Origin of the sequence: Nonomuraea sp. NPDC048892 (assembly GCF_040649735.1) — a bacterium.
Classification (GTDB): domain Bacteria; phylum Actinomycetota; class Actinomycetes; order Streptosporangiales; family Streptosporangiaceae; genus Nonomuraea; species Nonomuraea maheshkhaliensis.
Genome location: NZ_JBEZFZ010000057.1, coordinates 1 through 17,000 on the forward strand (window position 1 = coordinate 1; position 17,000 = coordinate 17,000).

6 protein-coding genes are annotated in these 17,000 nt (G+C 74.1%); all 6 read left to right on the plus strand.

Features of this window, described 5'->3' with window-relative positions; genetic code table 11:
• Window positions 1-114 precede the first annotated feature (114 nt).
• Window positions 115-3,870, plus strand: coding sequence for an SDR family NAD(P)-dependent oxidoreductase (locus tag AB0C28_RS55475; protein WP_358085489.1), 3,756 nt, complete (start codon window positions 115-117; stop codon window positions 3,868-3,870).
• A gap of 93 nt (window positions 3,871-3,963) precedes the next feature.
• Window positions 3,964-4,710 (plus strand): ATP-binding cassette domain-containing protein, encoded by a 747-nt coding sequence (locus AB0C28_RS55480; protein ID WP_357863537.1) that lies wholly within the window; start codon window positions 3,964-3,966, stop codon window positions 4,708-4,710.
• Window positions 4,710-7,160, plus strand: a complete 2,451-nt coding sequence (locus tag AB0C28_RS55485; RefSeq protein ID WP_357863540.1) for an ABC transporter permease — start codon at window positions 4,710-4,712, stop codon at window positions 7,158-7,160. Before AB0C28_RS55480 ends, AB0C28_RS55485 begins: the two co-directional genes overlap by 1 nt.
• Before the next feature lie 45 nt (window positions 7,161-7,205).
• Complete coding sequence (locus tag AB0C28_RS55490) at window positions 7,206-8,468, plus strand: activator-dependent family glycosyltransferase (RefSeq protein ID WP_358085491.1); 1,263 nt, start codon at window positions 7,206-7,208, stop codon at window positions 8,466-8,468.
• Between the two features lie 5 nt (window positions 8,469-8,473).
• A complete protein-coding gene (locus tag AB0C28_RS55495; RefSeq protein WP_358085494.1) occupies window positions 8,474-15,142 on the plus strand; it encodes an SDR family NAD(P)-dependent oxidoreductase in 6,669 nt (2,222 codons plus the stop codon).
• Window positions 15,139-17,000, plus strand: a 1,862-nt coding sequence (locus AB0C28_RS55500; protein WP_358085497.1) for a type I polyketide synthase, incomplete at its 3' end; no start/stop codon positions are given. The genes AB0C28_RS55495 and AB0C28_RS55500, both read left to right, overlap by 4 nt.

A 17,000-nucleotide genomic window follows, 5' to 3' on the forward strand; every position in this document is an offset into this window, starting at 1 on the left:
CCGCAGATCACCGGTGACAAGGTCGCATATATTCCGACTTCGGGCCGCCGTGACGATTCCCAGGCACGGGCGTTGGTGGCGGCGGTCGGTCGGGCTTACGCTCGGGGCACGGACGTGGACTGGGAAGCCTTCTACGCTCCGCTGCGGCCCAGACGGGTCGATCTGCCGACATATCCGTTCCAGCACCGCCGCTACTGGCTGACCCCCGAGCCCACCGACACCGGCGACGTCCTCGGCCTCGGCCAGGTGGCCGGCGGCCATGCGCTGACCGGCGCGCTGGTCCCCGTTCCAGACCGGAACGAACTCCTGCTCACCGGCCAGGTGTCACTGAAGACCCATCCCTGGTTGGCCGATCACGCCATCATGGGCACGGCGTTGCTGCCCGGGACCGCGTTCGTCGACCTGGCCCTGCACGCCGGCGCCCAAGCAGGCAGCCCGGCTTTGCGGGAGCTGACCCTGCACGCGCCACTTCCTGTCACGCACGAGGGCACGGCTCTGCACGTGTCGGTGGCGGCACCGGACGAGGACGGCAGCCGTTCCCTGACCATCCACTCCCGCACCGGCGACGATATCTGGACCCGCCACGCCACCGGAATCCTGACCCCAGAAGCCGCACCGCCAACCTCGATCGGATCCTGGCCACCGCCCGAGGCGTCCCCCATCGATCTGGACGGCTTTTACGACCGTCTGGCCGAACAAGGCGTCGCCTACGGCCCCACCTTCCGAGGCGTGACACGAGCATGGGCCACCCCTGACGGCACTCTCTACACCGAAGTGGATCTCCCCGACCAAGACGGAGACGGCTTCGGCATCCACCCGGCGCTCCTGGACGCCGCCCTGCACGCCATCGACCTCGCCAACCCGAGCACCGACGCCGTCGAGCTGCCGTTCGCCTGGACCGACGTCACCCTGCACGCCACCGGCGCCACCCGGGCCAGAGTCCGCGTGACCACCACCGGCGGCGTGACCAGTGTGCTCCTGGCTGACAGCACCGGCGCACCCTTGGCCGAGGTAGGCGGGCTCACCATGCGACCAGTCGCCGACGCCCCCATGACGGCGCTGCCCACGGCTCCCCGCGACGGCCTCTACCAGGTGACCTGGACCACGACCCCACACGCCGCGGAGCCGTCCGCCGCCCACGCGGTGGCCACGGAAGCCGGCTGGCTGCGGGAGGCGCTCACCGCCGCCGGAGTCACGGTGACGGACGGCCCGGCACACGACCAGACGATCCTGCTCGCCGCACCCCCGCCCACCTACCAGGCCGACGGGACGCACGCAGGGCCGCCGCACTTCGACCCGGGTGACGTCACGCGGTCCGAGCCGCCGTACACCGACCTGGGCGATGAGACGCCGGCCGCGCCGCACGCCGTGCTCGGCGCGCTCAGAGACCGGCTGGCCGACGAGCACGCGGCCACCACCCGCCTGGCCGTAGTGACCCGCCGAGCCGTGGCCGCGCGCCCGGACGACCCGGCGCCCGACCCGGAGCAGGCGGCGGTCGCCGGCCTCGTACGCGCCGCCCAGGCGGAGAACCCGGGCCGCATCCTGCTCATCGACGTGGACGGAAGCGACGCCTCCTACCGCGCGCTCCCGTCCGTCCTCACGGGAACCGAGCCCGAGCTGGCCCTGCGCGAAGGCGCCGCCTTGGCCCCCAGGCTGGCCAAGGCGGAACCGCCGCCCCTCACCGCGACCGCCCCATGGCGGGTGGACGTACGCGAGGCGGGCACCATCGACCACCTGGTCGCCGCCCCGATCGCGGACCGCCCGCTCGGCCCCGGCGAGGTGCGGGTCACGATGCGCGCCTGCGGCCTCAACTTCCGCGACGTGCTGATCGCGCTCGGCATGTACCCGGGCGCGGCGGAGCCGGGCAGCGAGGGCGCCGGCGTGGTGGCCCAGCTCGGCCCGGGCGTGACGGGCCTGGCCGTGGGCGACCGGGTGATGGGCCTGTTCGACAACGCGCTCGGCACGCACGCCGTCGCCGACGTGCGCCACCTCGTCCCGATCCCGGAGGGCTGGTCGTTCGCCACGGCCGCCTCCGTCCCCGCCGTCTTCGCCACGGCCTGGTACGGACTGGTGGACCTGGCCGGCCTCCAACCAGGAGAGAAGGTCCTGATCCACGCGGCAGCAGGCGGCGTCGGCATGGCGGCGGTGCAGATCGCCCGCCACCTCGGCGCGGAGGTGTACGGCACTGCCGGCCCCGCCAAATGGCCGGCCACCGGCCTGGACGAAGACCACCTGGCAAGCTCCCGCACCCTGGAGTTCGCCGACCGCTTCCCACAGATGGACGTCGTCCTGAACTCCCTGGCCGGAGACTTCACCGACGCCTCACTCGGCCTCCTCAAACCCGACGGCCGCTTCATCGAAATGGGCAAAACCGACCTCCGCCCAAGCACCCCCGGCTACACCCCCTTCGACCTGGACGAAGCCGGCCCCGACAGGACCGCCGAGATCCTCGCCACCCTGCTCGCCCTCTTCCGCACCGGAGCGCTCACCCCGCTCCCCGTCCGCGCCTGGGACCTGCGCCGCGCACCCGAGGCGTTCCGGCACATGCAGCAGGCCCGGCACATCGGCAAGGTCGTCCTCACCGTCCCCGCCCCGCTCGACCCCGACGGCACCGTCCTGATCACCGGCGGCACCGGCGGGCTCGGCGCGCTGACCGCCAGGCACCTGGCCGGCACGCACGGCGTACGGCGGCTCCTGCTGGTGAGCAGGCGGGGCGAGGACGCGCCGGGCGCGGCCGGGCTGCGGGCGGAGCTGGAAGGGATGGGCGCGTCCGTCGAGATCGCCGCCGCCGACATCGGCGACCGCAAGGCGCTGGCCGACCTCGTCGCAGGCCGCGAGCTCACCGCCGTCGTGCACACCGCCGGCGTCGTGGACGACGGCGTGATCGGCGCGCTCACCCCCGACCGGCTGGACGCCGTGTGGCGGCCCAAGGCGCAGGCCGCCGCGCACCTGCACGAGCTGACCCGCGAGCACGACCTGGCGGCGTTCGTGCTCTTCTCCTCCTGCGCCGGCACGTTCGACGGCGCGGGCCAGGCCAACTACGCCGCCGCCAACGCCTTCCTGGATGCCCTGGCCGCCCACCGCGCCGCCACCGGAGCGCCCGCCACCTCGATCGCCTGGGGCATGTGGGCGCCGGAGAGCGGCGGCATGACCGCCAGGCTCGACGAGGCCGACCTGCGCAGGGTGCGCCGCGACGGGTTGCGGCCCATGACGCCGGAGCAGGGGCTCGCCCTGCTCGACGCCGCGCTCGGCCTGGCCGCCCCGGCCGTCGTCGCGGCGCCGCTGGACCTCGCCGCCGTGCGCGACCGGCAGGACGGACCACCCAGCATGCTCCGCGGCCTGCTCGGCAGCGGCGTGCGCAAGGCGGCCAACGACGCGGGTGAGCCGGCCGAGTCGCTGACCGAACGCCTGCGCGCCCTGCCCGGCGCGGCACGTACGCGGATGCTGCTCGACCTCGTCAGGACGCACACGGCGAGCGTGCTCGGCCACGCGCGCATGGAGGAGGTCGATCCCCGGCGCGGGTTCACCGACCTGGGCTTCGACTCGCTCACCGCGGTCGAGCTGCGCAACCGGCTCAGCACGCTGACCGGCGCCCGGCTGTCGGCCACGCTCGTCTTCGACCACCCGACCCCCGAGGCCGTGGCCGCCCACATCAAGGCCGAGCTGATCGGCGATGAGCCGCCGCTGGAGGCCGAGCTGGCCGAGCTCGAACGCGCCATGGCCGAGGCGGCCCCCGCGCCGGCCGACCGCGAACGGATCGCCGCGAGGCTCCGTGACCTGGCCGCCGCCTGGGCGGGCACGGCGGGCGGCGACGACCTGTCGCAGGCCACCGCCGACGAGCTGTACAGCATTATTGACAACAACTCATAAACGAAGTAATGCCAGCAGGTCATTACTTCGGAGGATATGCAAATGGTCCCGCCGTTCGATTGCGGACGATGCCCCACATCATACGATCGGCATATGCGTAACGATGGGGAGGCTATCGTCCGACTCGAATCGGTGACCAAGAACTACGGCCCGAAGAAAGCCCTCGACGGCGTAACGCTACGCTGCCTGAAAAATAATTTCACCGCGATCCTCGGGCCGCCCGGGGCGGGCAAGACCACACTGCTGAGATGTGCGGCCGGCCTCGACCGGCCCACCTCCGGCACCGTGGACGTCGCGGGCGAGAACCTCACCTCCCTCGACGAGGCCGCGCTCGACGTCGTGCGGCGCGAGCGCGTCTCGTACGTGTTCTCCTCCCGCAACCTGCTGCCCTCGCTGACCGTCGCCGAGAACCTGACGCTGCCGCTCCGCCTGGCCAGGAGGTCGGCCGCCCCGTCGCTGGTCATCGACCTCGTCCGGCGCGCCGGCCTGTCCGAACATCTCGACAGCATGCCCGCCGACCTGTGCCGCAGCCAGCAGCAGATGGTCGCCGTCGCCCGCGCCATGATCACCAGCCCGGCGGTGATCCTGGCCGACGACCCGGCCCGCGGGCTCGATCCCCGCAGCGCGGGCGAGCTGCTCGGCCTGCTGGCCTCGTACGTGCACGACCACGCCGGCAACGTCGTGCTGGCCAGCCACGACCCCATGGTCGCCGCCTACGCCGACCGCGCGGTGCTGCTGAGATCCGGCCGGGTGGAGCGCGAGATGAGCTTCCCCGAGGGCAAGGCGGCCCTGGAACGAGCCGTTCACCTGGCGGTTTGGGAAGCGAGAGACCCGTTCTGATGTGGCTGCTGATCCTGCGCAACCTCCGCCACCGCAGGAACGCCTTCGCCTCCGCGTTCGTCGCGATGGCGGTGGCCGCGGTCGTCGTGTCGGCCTGCGCCGCGCTCGCCGCCACCGGCGCGCGGGCCGCCGTGCTGCCGCACCGGCTGGACGGCGCGCCCATCGTCGTCCTCGGCGACCAGTCGTTCGTCCCGCCGGGCGCCGACCCCGACGACCCTGTGTGGCTGCCGGAGAAGGTCCGCCTGCCCGCCTCCGTCGCGCAGACCTTACGCGGCGTACGGGGCGTCGCCACGGTCGTCGAGGACATCGCCTTCCCGGCCGAGCTGGCCGGCGCCGCCGCGGCGGGGCACGACTGGGCCGGGGCCGGGCTGGTCCCGTACACGCTGGCCGGCGGCGCCGCCCCCACCGGCCCCGGCCAGATCGTGCTCGACGCCGGCTTGGCCGCGCGCGGCGGCCTCAGGCCCGGCGGGCAGGCGGAGGTAGAAGTGCACGGCGTCAGCGAGCGCTACACCGTGACCGGCCTGGCCACGTCCCACTCCGGCCGGCCCGCCGCGCGCCCCGCGATCTTCTTCTCCGCCGCCGACGCCCGCCGCCTGGGCGGCCATCCCGGCACCGCCGATGCCCTCGCCGTGCTGCCCGCGCCCGGCGTGCGGGTCGCCGACCTCGAACGCCGGGTCGCCGCCGCGCTGCGCGGCACCCGCGCCGTCACGCTGACGGGCGACGAGCGCGGCCTGGCCGAGTTCCCCAGAGGCCGCGAGCGCGCCGCCGACCTGGCCGTGGTCGCCGCCGCGATCGGCGCCATGACCCTGCTGGCCACCACGCCGGTCGTCGCCGGGGTGGTCGGCTCGATGGCCGTGCGCCGCCGCCCCGAACTGCTGGCCATGCGCGCCATGGGGGTGCCGCGCGCCCGCATCCGGCTCATGATGCTGGGCGAGGTCGCCGTCCTGTCCGCCGCCGCCACGCTGGCCGGCTCACTCGCCGGGCCGTACCTGGCGTCCTGGCTGTTCGAACGGATGGCCGCCGCCGGCGCGGTGCCCGCGCAGCTCCTCTTCGACCCCGCGCCGCTCGCCCTGTGCGCCGCCGCTCTGGCCTGCCTGGCCGGCGGCCTGATCGGCGCCTACATCCCCGCCCACCGCGCCGGCCGGGCCCGGCGCGGTGAGGACGCGGCCCGCCGCTGGTCCCCGATGGCCAAGGTCTGCCTGGCCGGCGCGGGCGCGCTCAGCGTCGTCGTCGCCCTGCTCGTACGCGCCCCGCACGCCGGCGTCGCGGGCCTGGCCGTGGCCGTGCTGGCCCTGGCCGGCGCGCTGACCCTGGGTCGGTTGACCGGCGTGATCGGCAGAGCGCTGGCCGGGCCCGTACGCGCGCTCTCCGCGAGGACCGGCGACCTCGCCCTGCTCAACCTGCGCGGTGGCCGGGCCGGCCGGGCCTCGCTGCCGATCATGCTGGCCACCTGCCTGGCCACCACGAACATCTTCCTCCAGGCCGGCGAGACCGACGCCGCCACCCGCGCCTTCGACGAGTGCCTGCGGGCCGACGCCGTCATGGAGACCGCCACCGGCGGCCTCGCGCCCGCCGCGCTCACCCGGGTCGCGGAGCTGCCGGGGATCAGCGCCGCAGGGCTCGTCACCAGCACCGCCTACCTGCCAGGCGACCGCGGCCGGAGCGAGGCGGGCCGGCCCGCCCACGGCCTGACGAACCCGTCCGGCCTGACCGCGTTCCCCGTGTCGGCCGGATCGCTGGCCGCGCTCGGCGAGCACGGCGTCGCCCTGGGGGAGGAGGAGGCGCGCCGCGCCGGCGCGGCGCTCGGCGACACGATCACCGTGTGGCTCGGCGACGGCACGCCCGTACGCGTGCGCGTGGTCGCCCTGCTGGCGCTGGAGCCGGGCGCCGAGTTCCTGCTCCTGCCCGCCGCGCTGCTCGCCCCGCACACCACCGCCACGCTGCCGGCCCGCGTCCTGATCCGCGGCGGCCCCGGCGTGGACGCCCGCCAGGCCGCCGAGGAGACCGGGCTGCATCCGGCGGGCACCGCCGACTCGGCCGAGCACCTGATGCGCGGCTGGGTCGACTACCTGATCACCGCCGTGATCATGGTGTTCACCGCCATCGCCGTGGCCGCCGCGCAGGGCAGCGCCGCCGCCCGGCGCGGCAGGGAGTTCGGGGTGCACCGGGCCGGCGGCGCCACCCGCGCCCAGGTGATGCGCATGCTCGGCGTCGAGGCCCTGCTGGTGGCCGCGATCGGGGTCGTGCTGGGGACCGTCGGGGTGGTCCCCGTGCTGATCCCCTACTCGGTCGTGGTCAGCGGCCTGCCCCTGCCCTCCGGCTCTGCCTGGTTCTACCTGGCCGTCGTCGTCTCCGGCACCGTGTCCGCGCTGGTGGCCACGCTCTATCACGCCTGGTGCACAGGGGGACGAGAGGGGTGGCTTAGGGGTCGGAGGCCGGGCCGCGGCTAGGTAATTTCCCGGGTGAACGGGAAATGCGGTCTGGAGGAATGGTAAATGCGGGTCCTGCTCACCCAGCACGCGGCGACCGCCCATGTGAATCTGATGGTCCCCATTGCATGGGCGTTGAAATCGGCCGGGCACGACGTCGTGCTCGCCGGTCAGCCCGACATCACCGGCGGAATTCGCGAGACCGGAATCACCGGGGTGTCGGTCGGCGATATGTCCGCGGTGGCGGAGCGGCTCGCCGCGATGTCGCCCGAGGAACACATTTACGGCTCCGGATACGACCTGGCCGAGGAACGCCCGGAAGTTCTCACCTACGCGTACGTCCGCGACTGCCTGACTGCCTGGGCCTCGCCCCTCGCCTTCGACCTCATCACCGACGAGAGCATGTACGACGACCTCGTCGCCTTCTGCCGCGCCTGGCGGCCCGATCTGGTCATCTGGGACTCCATCACGTTTCCCGGCCCGGTGGCCGCCCACGCCTGCGGCGCCGCCCACGTCAGGACCACGTTCGGCCGCGACCACTGGGCACGCATGCGCGACCTGTTCCTGCGGCTGCGCGGCGACCGCGACGAGGACCCGGTGGCCGACTGGCTGACGGCCAAACTCGCCCGGTACGGGGCCGGCTACCACGAGGACGTCGTCCTCGGCCAGGCCACCATCGACAGCCTGCCGGGCTGGTCGCGCTTCCCGCTGGAGCACGGGCCCGCGTACCTGCCGGTCCGCTACATCCCGCACAACGGGCCCGCCGTCATCCCGCCCTGGCTGGTGCCCCCGCCGGCACGGCGCCGCGTCTGCTTCACCCTCGGCGTCAGCGGCGGCGAGATGTGGGGCGGCCAGGGCAGCATCGGGGTGGCCGACCTGTTCGACGCCGTCGCCGACCTCGACGTCGAGGTGGTCGCCACCATCGAGCCCGGCGGCCTGCCCGACGGGCGCAAGGCCCCCGACAACGTCAGGCTGGCCGGATTCGTCCCCCTGCATCCGCTGCTCGCGACGTGCGCCGCGATCGTGCACCACGGCGGCACCGGCACCACCTGCACCGCGCTGGCCGCCGGCGTGCCGCAGCTCATCGTCCCCGCCGCGCTCTACGACGAGCGCGGCCTCGCCCGCGCCCTGGCCCGCCAGGGCGCGGGCGTGACCGTCCAGCCCGCCGAGCTCACCCCCGAGACGCTGCGCGCGGGCCTGGTGCGCCTGCTCGACGAGCCCTCCTACGCCGGCCGCGCCGCCGCCCTCCGCGACGACGCCGCGACCGCGCCGTCCCCCGCCGACCTCGTCCGCGACCTTGAGGACCTGGTCGCCCGCCACCAGAGGTGACGTCCATGGAAAACGAGGCCAAGCTCCTCGACTACCTCCGCCGCGCGACCACCGACCTGCGCGAGGCCCGGCGGCGGCTCGACGAGTACGCCGAGCCCATCGCCGTCATCGGCATGGCCTGCCGCTTCCCCGGCGCGGCCGACACCCCCGAGGCGCTGTGGCGGCTGCTGGAGTCGGGCACGGACGCCGTCACCGGCTTCCCCGCCGACCGCGGCTGGGACACCGAGAACCTGTACGACCCCGACCCCGACACCCCCGGCAGGAGCTACACCCGGCACGGCGGCTTCCTGCACGACGCCGCCTGGTTCGACGCCGCGTTCTTCGGCATCAGCCCGCGCGAGGCCGTCGCCATGGACCCGCAGCAGCGGCTGCTCCTGGAGACCTCGTGGGAGGCGTTCGAGGCCGCCGGCATCGACCCCGCCGCCGCCAGGGGCAGCGCCACCGGCGTGTACGCGGGCGTCATCTACCACGACTACGGCACCCGCGGCTCCGCCAGGGAAGACGTCGCCGGCTACCTCAGCAACGGCAGCGACGGGGCCGTCGCCACCGGCCGCGTCGCGTACGTCATGGGCCTCGAAGGCCCCGCGATCACCGTGGACACCGCCTGCTCGTCCTCCCTCGTGGCCCTGCACCTCGGCGTCCAGGCGCTGCGCCGCGGCGAATGCGCCCTCGCCCTGGCCGGCGGCGTCACCGTCATGTCCACGCCCGCCACGTTCGTCGAGTTCAGCAGGCAGCGCGGCCTGTCGCCGGACGGCCGCTGCAAGGCGTTCTCCGCCGACGCCGACGGCACCGGCTGGGCAGAAGGCGCCGGCATGCTCCTCCTGGAGAAGCTCTCCGACGCCCGCCGCAACGGCCGCCGCATCCTCGGCGTCATCCGCGGCAGCGCCGCCAACCAGGACGGCGCCAGCAGCGGCCTCACCGCGCCGAACGGGCCCGCCCAGCAGAAGGTCATCCGCCAGGCCCTGGCCGACGCCGGGCTCGGCCCCGCCGACATCGACGCGGTCGAGGCGCACGGCACCGGCACCACACTCGGCGACCCCATCGAGGCCCAGGCCCTCATGGCCGTGTACGGCTCGGCACGGGACGGCGGCGCGCCGCTGCGGCTCGGCTCGATCAAGTCGAACCTCGGGCACACGCAGGCGGCGGCCGGGGTGGCGGGCGTGATGAAGATGCTGCTCGCCCTGCGGCACGGCACCCTGCCCAGGACCCTGCATGTCAGCGAGCCGACGCCGGAGGTCGACTGGTCCGGCGGCGTCGTCCTGGCCACCGCGAACGAACCCTGGCCCGCCACCCCCGGCCGGCTCCGCCGCGCCGGCGTCTCAGCCTTCGGCGTCAGCGGCACCAACGCCCACATCATCCTGGAAGAACCCCCACTCCCAGAACCCACCGACCCGGCCCCGGCACCGGAACCCGCCAACGCCGCCCCGGCACCGCGACCCACGGCGTCGGCTCGGGCATCCGGCCCCGTCGAGTCGGCCTCGGCGCCCGGGCGCGTCGAGTCGACCTCGGCACCGGCGCCCGCCGACGGCCGGGCGGATGGCAGTGCCCAGGAGGCGGCTGTCCGGGAACAGACCGTGCTGGCCTGGCCGGTGTCAGGGCGCACCCCGCAGGCGCTCGCCGCACAGGCCGCCAAGCTCGCCGAACACCTGGAGTCCGCCCCCGACCTGCCGCCCGACGCGGTGGCGCGGACGCTGGCCGGCGCCAGGACCCGGTTCGAGCAGCGCGCCGTCGTGGTCGGCCGCGACCGCGCCGACCTGCTGACCGGCCTGAGAGCCGTCGCCACCGCCGAACCCGGCACCACACCGCTCATCACGAACGAGCCGGCACCCGGCACAGCGTCCGAGACCGCGTCCGGCACGACTCCCGGGGTCGCGGTCGGCGTTGCCGCCATCGATCCCCGGGTCGTCTTCGCCTTCCCCGGGCAGACCTCCGTCACCCCGGGCGGGCTGCGCGAGCTGCTCGACACCGCGCCCGCCTTCGCCGCCCGCGTCCAGGAGTGCGAGGCCGCGCTCGCCCCCTACGTCGGGTGGAAGCTCACCGACCTGCTGCGCGGCGACCCGGCCGCGCCGGCCCCGGTCAGCATGGACGTCGTCCAGCCGACCTCCTGGGCGATCATGGTCGCGTTGGCCGAGCTGTGGCGCTCGTACGGCGTCGAACCCGATGCCGTGGTCGGCCACTCACAGGGCGAGATCGCCGCCGCCGTCGTCTCCGGAGCCCTGTCCCTGGAGGACGGCGCCAAGGTCGTCGCCCTGCGCAGCCGCCTGATCACCGAGCTCCTGGCCGGGACCGGCGGCATGATGGCCGTCAGCCTGCCCGAGCATCAGGCCGCCGAGCAGCTCGAACCCTGGGCCGGCCGCGTCTGGATCGGCGCCGTCAACGCACCCGGCGCCGTCGTCGTCACCGGCGAGCCAGGGGCGCTCGACGAGCTCCAGGAACGGCTCAAGGCCCAGAACGTGCGCACCAACCGGATCCAGCCTCTCGACTACGCCTCCCACTGCCCCCTCGTCGAGCCGCTGCAAGACCGGCTCGGAGACCTCCTGTCCGGCCTGAGCCCGCGAACGGCGCACATCCCGTTCTGCTCGACCGTCACCGGCGAGCCGATCGACACCCGGCGCATCGACGCGGCCTACTGGTACACCAACCTGCGCTCCCCGGTGCTGTTCAGACAGGCCGTCGAGCACCTGGCCGGCACGGGGCACGGCCTGTTCGTCGAGGTCACCGCGCATCCCGTGCTCACGTACGCGATCGAGGGGAGCGCGGAGGGCGCCACCGTCCTCGGGACGCTGCGCCGCGACGAGGGCACGCTGGCCAAGTTCGCGCTCTCGGCGGCGGAGGCACAGGTGCACGGGGCCGCCGTGGACTGGGCCCCGCTGCTCGGGGACGGCCCGTCGGCGCCGCTGCCCACGTACGCGTTCCAGCGCGAGCACTACTGGCTCGACGGCGAGGACCGCCCGAACGTGGAGTCGGCGGGCCTGACCGAGGCCGGCCACCCGCTGCTCGGAGCCGCCGTGCAGGTGGCCGCGACCGGCGACCTCATCCTGACCGGCCGCCTGTCGCTGTCGTCGCAGCCCTGGCTCGCCGACCACGCCGTGTCGGGCCGCGTCGTCCTGCCCGGCACCGCGTACGTGGAACTGGCCGCGTACGCCGGCGGGCGCACCGGGCACGGCCGCGTCGAGGAGCTGACCCTGCGCGCGCCACTGACGCTGCCCGCCGGGACCGCCGTGAACGTCCAGGTCGTACTCGGCACCCCCGCCGACGACGACACCCGAGCCTTCGCCGTCTACGCCCGCCACGACGACGCCGCAGCCGACACGCCTTGGACCTGCCACGCCACCGGCACCCTGGCCCCGCACGAACCCCCCACCCCCTTCACCACCGAACCCGCCGCCGAGACCGACCTGGCGGTCTGGCCTCCGCCGGGTGCGGAGCCGGTGGATCTGGCCGGCTTCTACGAAGGGCTCGCCGGGCACGGCCTTGAGTACGGCCCCCACTTCCAGGGCGTCACCGCGGCCTGGCTGCTGGACGGCACCGCGTACGCGGAGGTCGCCCTGCCCGACGGCGTGGGAGCGGCGGGCTACGGCCTGCACCCCGCGCTGCTCGACGCCGCCCTGCACGTGGAGGCGCTGCTGCTGTCCGGCAGTCCCGGCCTGCCCTTCTCCTGGTCGGGCGTGCGCCTCCAGCCGACGGAGACCACCCGGCTGCGAGTACGGCTGTCCAGGTCCGCGTCCGGCGAGCTGACCGTGCGGCTGGCCGACACCGACGGGCGCCCCGTAGCGTCGGTGGACTCACTCGTCTCCCGCCCCACGGACGGCCCGAACCTCGACCACCTCTACCGCCTGGACTGGATCACGTCCCCCCACCACGGCCACCGCCCCCGCCACACCAAGATCACCGGCCACGCCCCCACAGCAGAGGTCCTGTCCGCAGCGGGCCTCGGCACATACGACCCAGCCCCGGCCCCGGCCTCGAACGGAACCGCACCCCACGCCGCCGCGCCACCTGCGACCGGGCACACCCCCGACGCCCACCCCTCCGAGAGCCATGCCCTCGACGGCCACGCCGACGCACCGCCTTCGACCGGCCACGACACGCGCGGTCCCGATCCGGCGACGGCGGACGCCGGCGGGGGCGCGGAGGTCGAATTCCTCGCGTTGCCGGCCGGGCGGGACGTGTCGGCGGCGGCCGGTGCCGCGCTTGACGCCGTCGCGGCCAGGCTCGCCGCCGACACCCCCGGCCTGCTGGTGCTGGTCACCACCGGCGCGGACGCGGACCCCGCGGCCGCGGCCGTTCACGGCCTGGTACGTGGTGCGCAGGCCGAGCACCCCGGCCGCTTCGCCCTCCTGGACCTCGACCCCGCCGGGGGAGAGGTGCCGGCCGCCGACGTGCTGGCCGCCCTGGAGGAGGAGCCGGAGGTCGCCGTAAGGAACGGCACGGTCGTGCTGCCCCGCCTGGCCCGCGCCGCCGCCACCCGCGCCCTCCTCCCGCCCACCGGCAACTGGCGCCTCGACGCCCCCGAGCCCGGCACCCTGGACACCCTCGCACTGGTACCCGTCCAGGACCGGCCCCTGGAGGAGGGCGAGGTCCGGGTCGCCGTACGGGCCGCGGGACTGAACTTCCGCGACCTCGTCGTGGCCCTCGGCATGGTCCCGGAACGCGGCACGCCGATGGGCGGCGAGGGCGCAGGCGTGGTGAGCGAGGTGGGTCCCGGCGTGACGGGCCTGGCCGTGGGCGATCGGGTCCTCGGCCTGATGGACGGCGCGTTCGGCCCTTCCGTCATCACCGACCACCGCCTGCTAGCACCGATCCCCGACGGCTGGTCCTACGTGGGCGCGGCCTCCGTCGCGGGCGTCTTCGCCACGGCTTGGTACGGCCTGGTGGACCTGGCCGGCCTCCAACCAGGAGAGAAGGTCCTGATCCACGCGGCAGCAGGTGGCGTCGGCATGGCGGCGGTGCAGATCGCTCAACACCTCGGCGCGGAGGTCTACGGCACCGCCGGCCCCACCAAATGGCAGGCCACCGGCCTCGACGAAGACCATCTGGCCAGCTCCCGCACCCTGGAGTTCGCCGACCGCTTCCCACAGATGGACGTCGTCCTGAACTCCCTGGCCGGAGACTTCACCGACGCCTCACTCAACCTCCTCAAACCCGACGGCCGCTTCATCGAAATGGGCAAAACGGACCTACGCACCGGCATCCCCGGCTACACCGCCTTCGACCTGATCGCCGTGCCCCCCGACCGCGTCCAGACCATCCTCGCCGAGGTCCTGGCGCTGTTCCGGGACGGGGCGATGGAACGGTTGCCGGTGCGGACGTGGGATGTGCGGCGGGCCCCGGAGGCGTTCCGCCTGATGCAGCGGGCGGGACACGTCGGGAAGATCGTGTTGCGGATGCCGCCGGTGCTGGACCCGGAACGCCCGATTCTCATAACGGGCGGGACCGGGACGCTGGGCGGCCTGGTCGCTAGGCATCTGGTCTCGTCGTACGGAGCCCGAAGTCTGGTGCTGATGAGCCGCCAGGGCGAGACGGCCCCCGCCGCGCAGGAGCTTCGCGCCGAACTGGCCGACCTGGGTGCCGAGGTGGAGATCGTGGCCTGCGACGCCGCTGACCGCCAAGCACTGGAGCAGGTGCTGCAAGGGCGGTCGTGGTCGGCGGTGGTGCACTGCGCCGGCGCGCTGGACGACGGCGTGATCGAGTCCCTGACCCCCGAACGCCTGCACAAGGTCCTGGCATCCAAGGCCGTCGCCGCCTGGAACCTGCACGAGCTCGCCGGCGACGTGGACGCCTTCATCCTCTACTCCTCCGCCGCCTCCCTCCTCTCCCCAGCAGGCCAGTCCGCCTACTCGGCCGCCAACGCGGCCCTGGACGCCCTCGCCGCCCACCGCACCGCCCGCGGCCTGCCCGCGCAGTCCCTCGCCTGGGGACTCTGGGAGGAACGCAGTGGTATGACCGCACACCTGGGAGACGTCGAGATCGACCGCATCGGCCGCTCCGGTCTCGGCACGCTCACCACTGACAAGGCACTCGCCCTCTTCGACGCCGCCTGGAACGTGGCCGAGCCGCTCCTCGTGGCCACCCCGCTCGACCTGGCCGCCTACCGTTCCGGGCCGGGCCCGCTGCCCACCCTGCTCGCGGGCCTCGTCACCGCCCGCGCCGCCCGCGCCGCCGCCGGATCCTCCGCCGTACGCGACCTCGCCGCGATGAGCGAGGCCGACCTCACCCGGCTCGTGTGCGAGCAGGCCGCCGGAGTGCTCGGGCACACGGGCCCCGACGCGGTACGGCCGGATCGGGCGTTCAACGAGATCGGGTTCGACTCGCTCACCGGCGTGGACCTGCGCAACCGGCTCAACGCCGCCACCGGCCTGCGGCTGCCGTCCACCCTCGTCTTCGACCACCCCACACCCCGCCTGCTCGCGGCCCGGCTCCTCGCGGAGCTCGCGCCGGAGACGCGCGCCGACCCGGCGCAGGACGTACTGGACGAGGTGGACCGCCTGGAGTCGGCCCTGGCCGCGGTGCCCGGCGACGACGCCGCCCGCGTGATCGCGCGGCTGCGGATCCTGCTGCGCCGGTGGAGCGACGCCCACGAGGCCGACGCGGACGACGTACAGGAGTTCGACCCGGACAACGACGAAGAGCTGTTCGGCATCCTCGACGACGAGCTCGGCATCCAACCATGAGGCAGGACAGCATGGCCAACGACGACAAGCTCCGCGACTACCTCAAGCGCGCAACCGCCGACCTGCGCCGCGCCAACCGCCGGCTGCGCGAGTGGGAGGAGCGGGCGCACGAGCCGATCGCCATCGTGTCCATGAGCTGCCGCCTGCCCGGCGGCGTGCGCAGCCCCGAGGACCTGTGGCGGGTGCTGGAGTCTGAGCGGTCGGTCATCACGCCGTTCCCCGCCGACCGAGGCTGGGACCTGGAGCGCCTGTCCGACCCCGACCCCGACGCCACCGGAACCACGTACGTCACCCGAGGCGGATTCGTCGAGGACGTCGCCGGCTTCGACGCCGAGTTCTTCGGCATGAGCCCGCGCGAGGCGCTCGCCTCCGACCCGCAGCAGCGGCTGCTGCTGGAGAGCTCGTGGGAGCTGTTCGAACGGGCCGGCATCAGGCCCGGCGCGCTGCGCGGCAGCGACACCGGCGTGTTCATCGGCGCGGCCTCCAGCGGCTACGGCCTCGGCGCCGCCCCCGCCGGGGTCGAGGGCCACCTGCTCACCGGCGCGTCCACGGCCGTCATGTCCGGACGGCTGGCGTACGCGTTCGGCCTGCGCGGCCCCGCTGTGACCGTCGACACCGCCTGCTCGTCGTCGTTGGTGGCGTTGCATCTGGCGTGTGAGGCGTTGCGGCGCGGTGAGTGCTCGCTGGCGTTGGCGGGCGGGGTGACGGTGTTGTCCACGCCTGAGGTGTTCGTGGAGTTCTCGCGGCAGCGTGGGCTGGCGGGAGACGGGCGGATCAAGGCTTTTGCCGAGGCTGCTGACGGGACGGTGTTCTCAGAGGGCGCGGGCATGGTGCTGGTGGAGCCGTTGTCGCGGGCTCGGGAGTTGGGGCATCGGGTGCTGGCGGTGGTTCGTGCTTCGGCCCTGAACCAGGACGGCGCCTCCAATGGGCTGACCGCCCCCTCCCAGGTGGCGCAGCGGGAGGTGCTGACCACCGCGCTGGCCAAGGCCCGGCTGAGCGCGAGCGAGGTGGACGTGGTCGAGGGTCACGGGACCGGCACGATGCTGGGGGATCCGATCGAGGTGCAGGCGTTGCTGGGGGTGTACGGGCAGGGGCGTCAGGTGCCGCTCTGGCTCGGCTCGGTCAAGTCGAACATCGGCCACACGCAGGCCGCCGCCGGTGTCGCCGGGGTGATCAAGATGGTGCTGGCGCTGCGGCACGGCGTCATCCCCGCGACGCTGGGCGTCGACGAGCCCACCACTCACGTGGACTGGACGCGGGGCGACATCCGGCTGCCCGAGCACGCCGTGGAGTGGCCGGAACTGGGGCGCCCGCGCAGGGGTGGGGTGTCGTCGTTCGGCATCAGCGGTACCAACGCGCACATCATCCTCGAACAGGCGCCCCCTGAGACGCCTGCCGAGCAGCCGCAGCCTGTGGGGGACGCGCTGGTGCCGGTAGTGCTGTCGGCTCGGAGCGAATCCGGTCTCGCGGCCGTCACCGAGCAACTACGCGCGGCATTGTCCGAGGCGTCGTCGCGGGACGTGACGCCTGCCGACGTGGGGTATTCGCTCGTGACCAGCCGGGACGTGCTGGAGCGGCGCGGTGTGTTGGTGGCCGCTGATCGTGGGGAGTTGGTGTCGGCTCCGGTGGTGGTGGAGTCGGTGGTGGAGGGGAAGACGGGCTGGTTGTTCGCGGGGCAGGGGAGTCAGCGGCTGGGGATGGGTCGGGAGTTGGCTGAGGTGTTCCCGGTGTTTCGGGACGTGTTCGAGGAGGTGTTGGCGGGGTTCGGTGATGGGTTGGTGCGTGAGGTGATCTGGTCGGATCCGGGTCGGGTGGATCAGACGCGGTTCGCGCAGGCGGGGTTGTTCGCGGTGGAGGT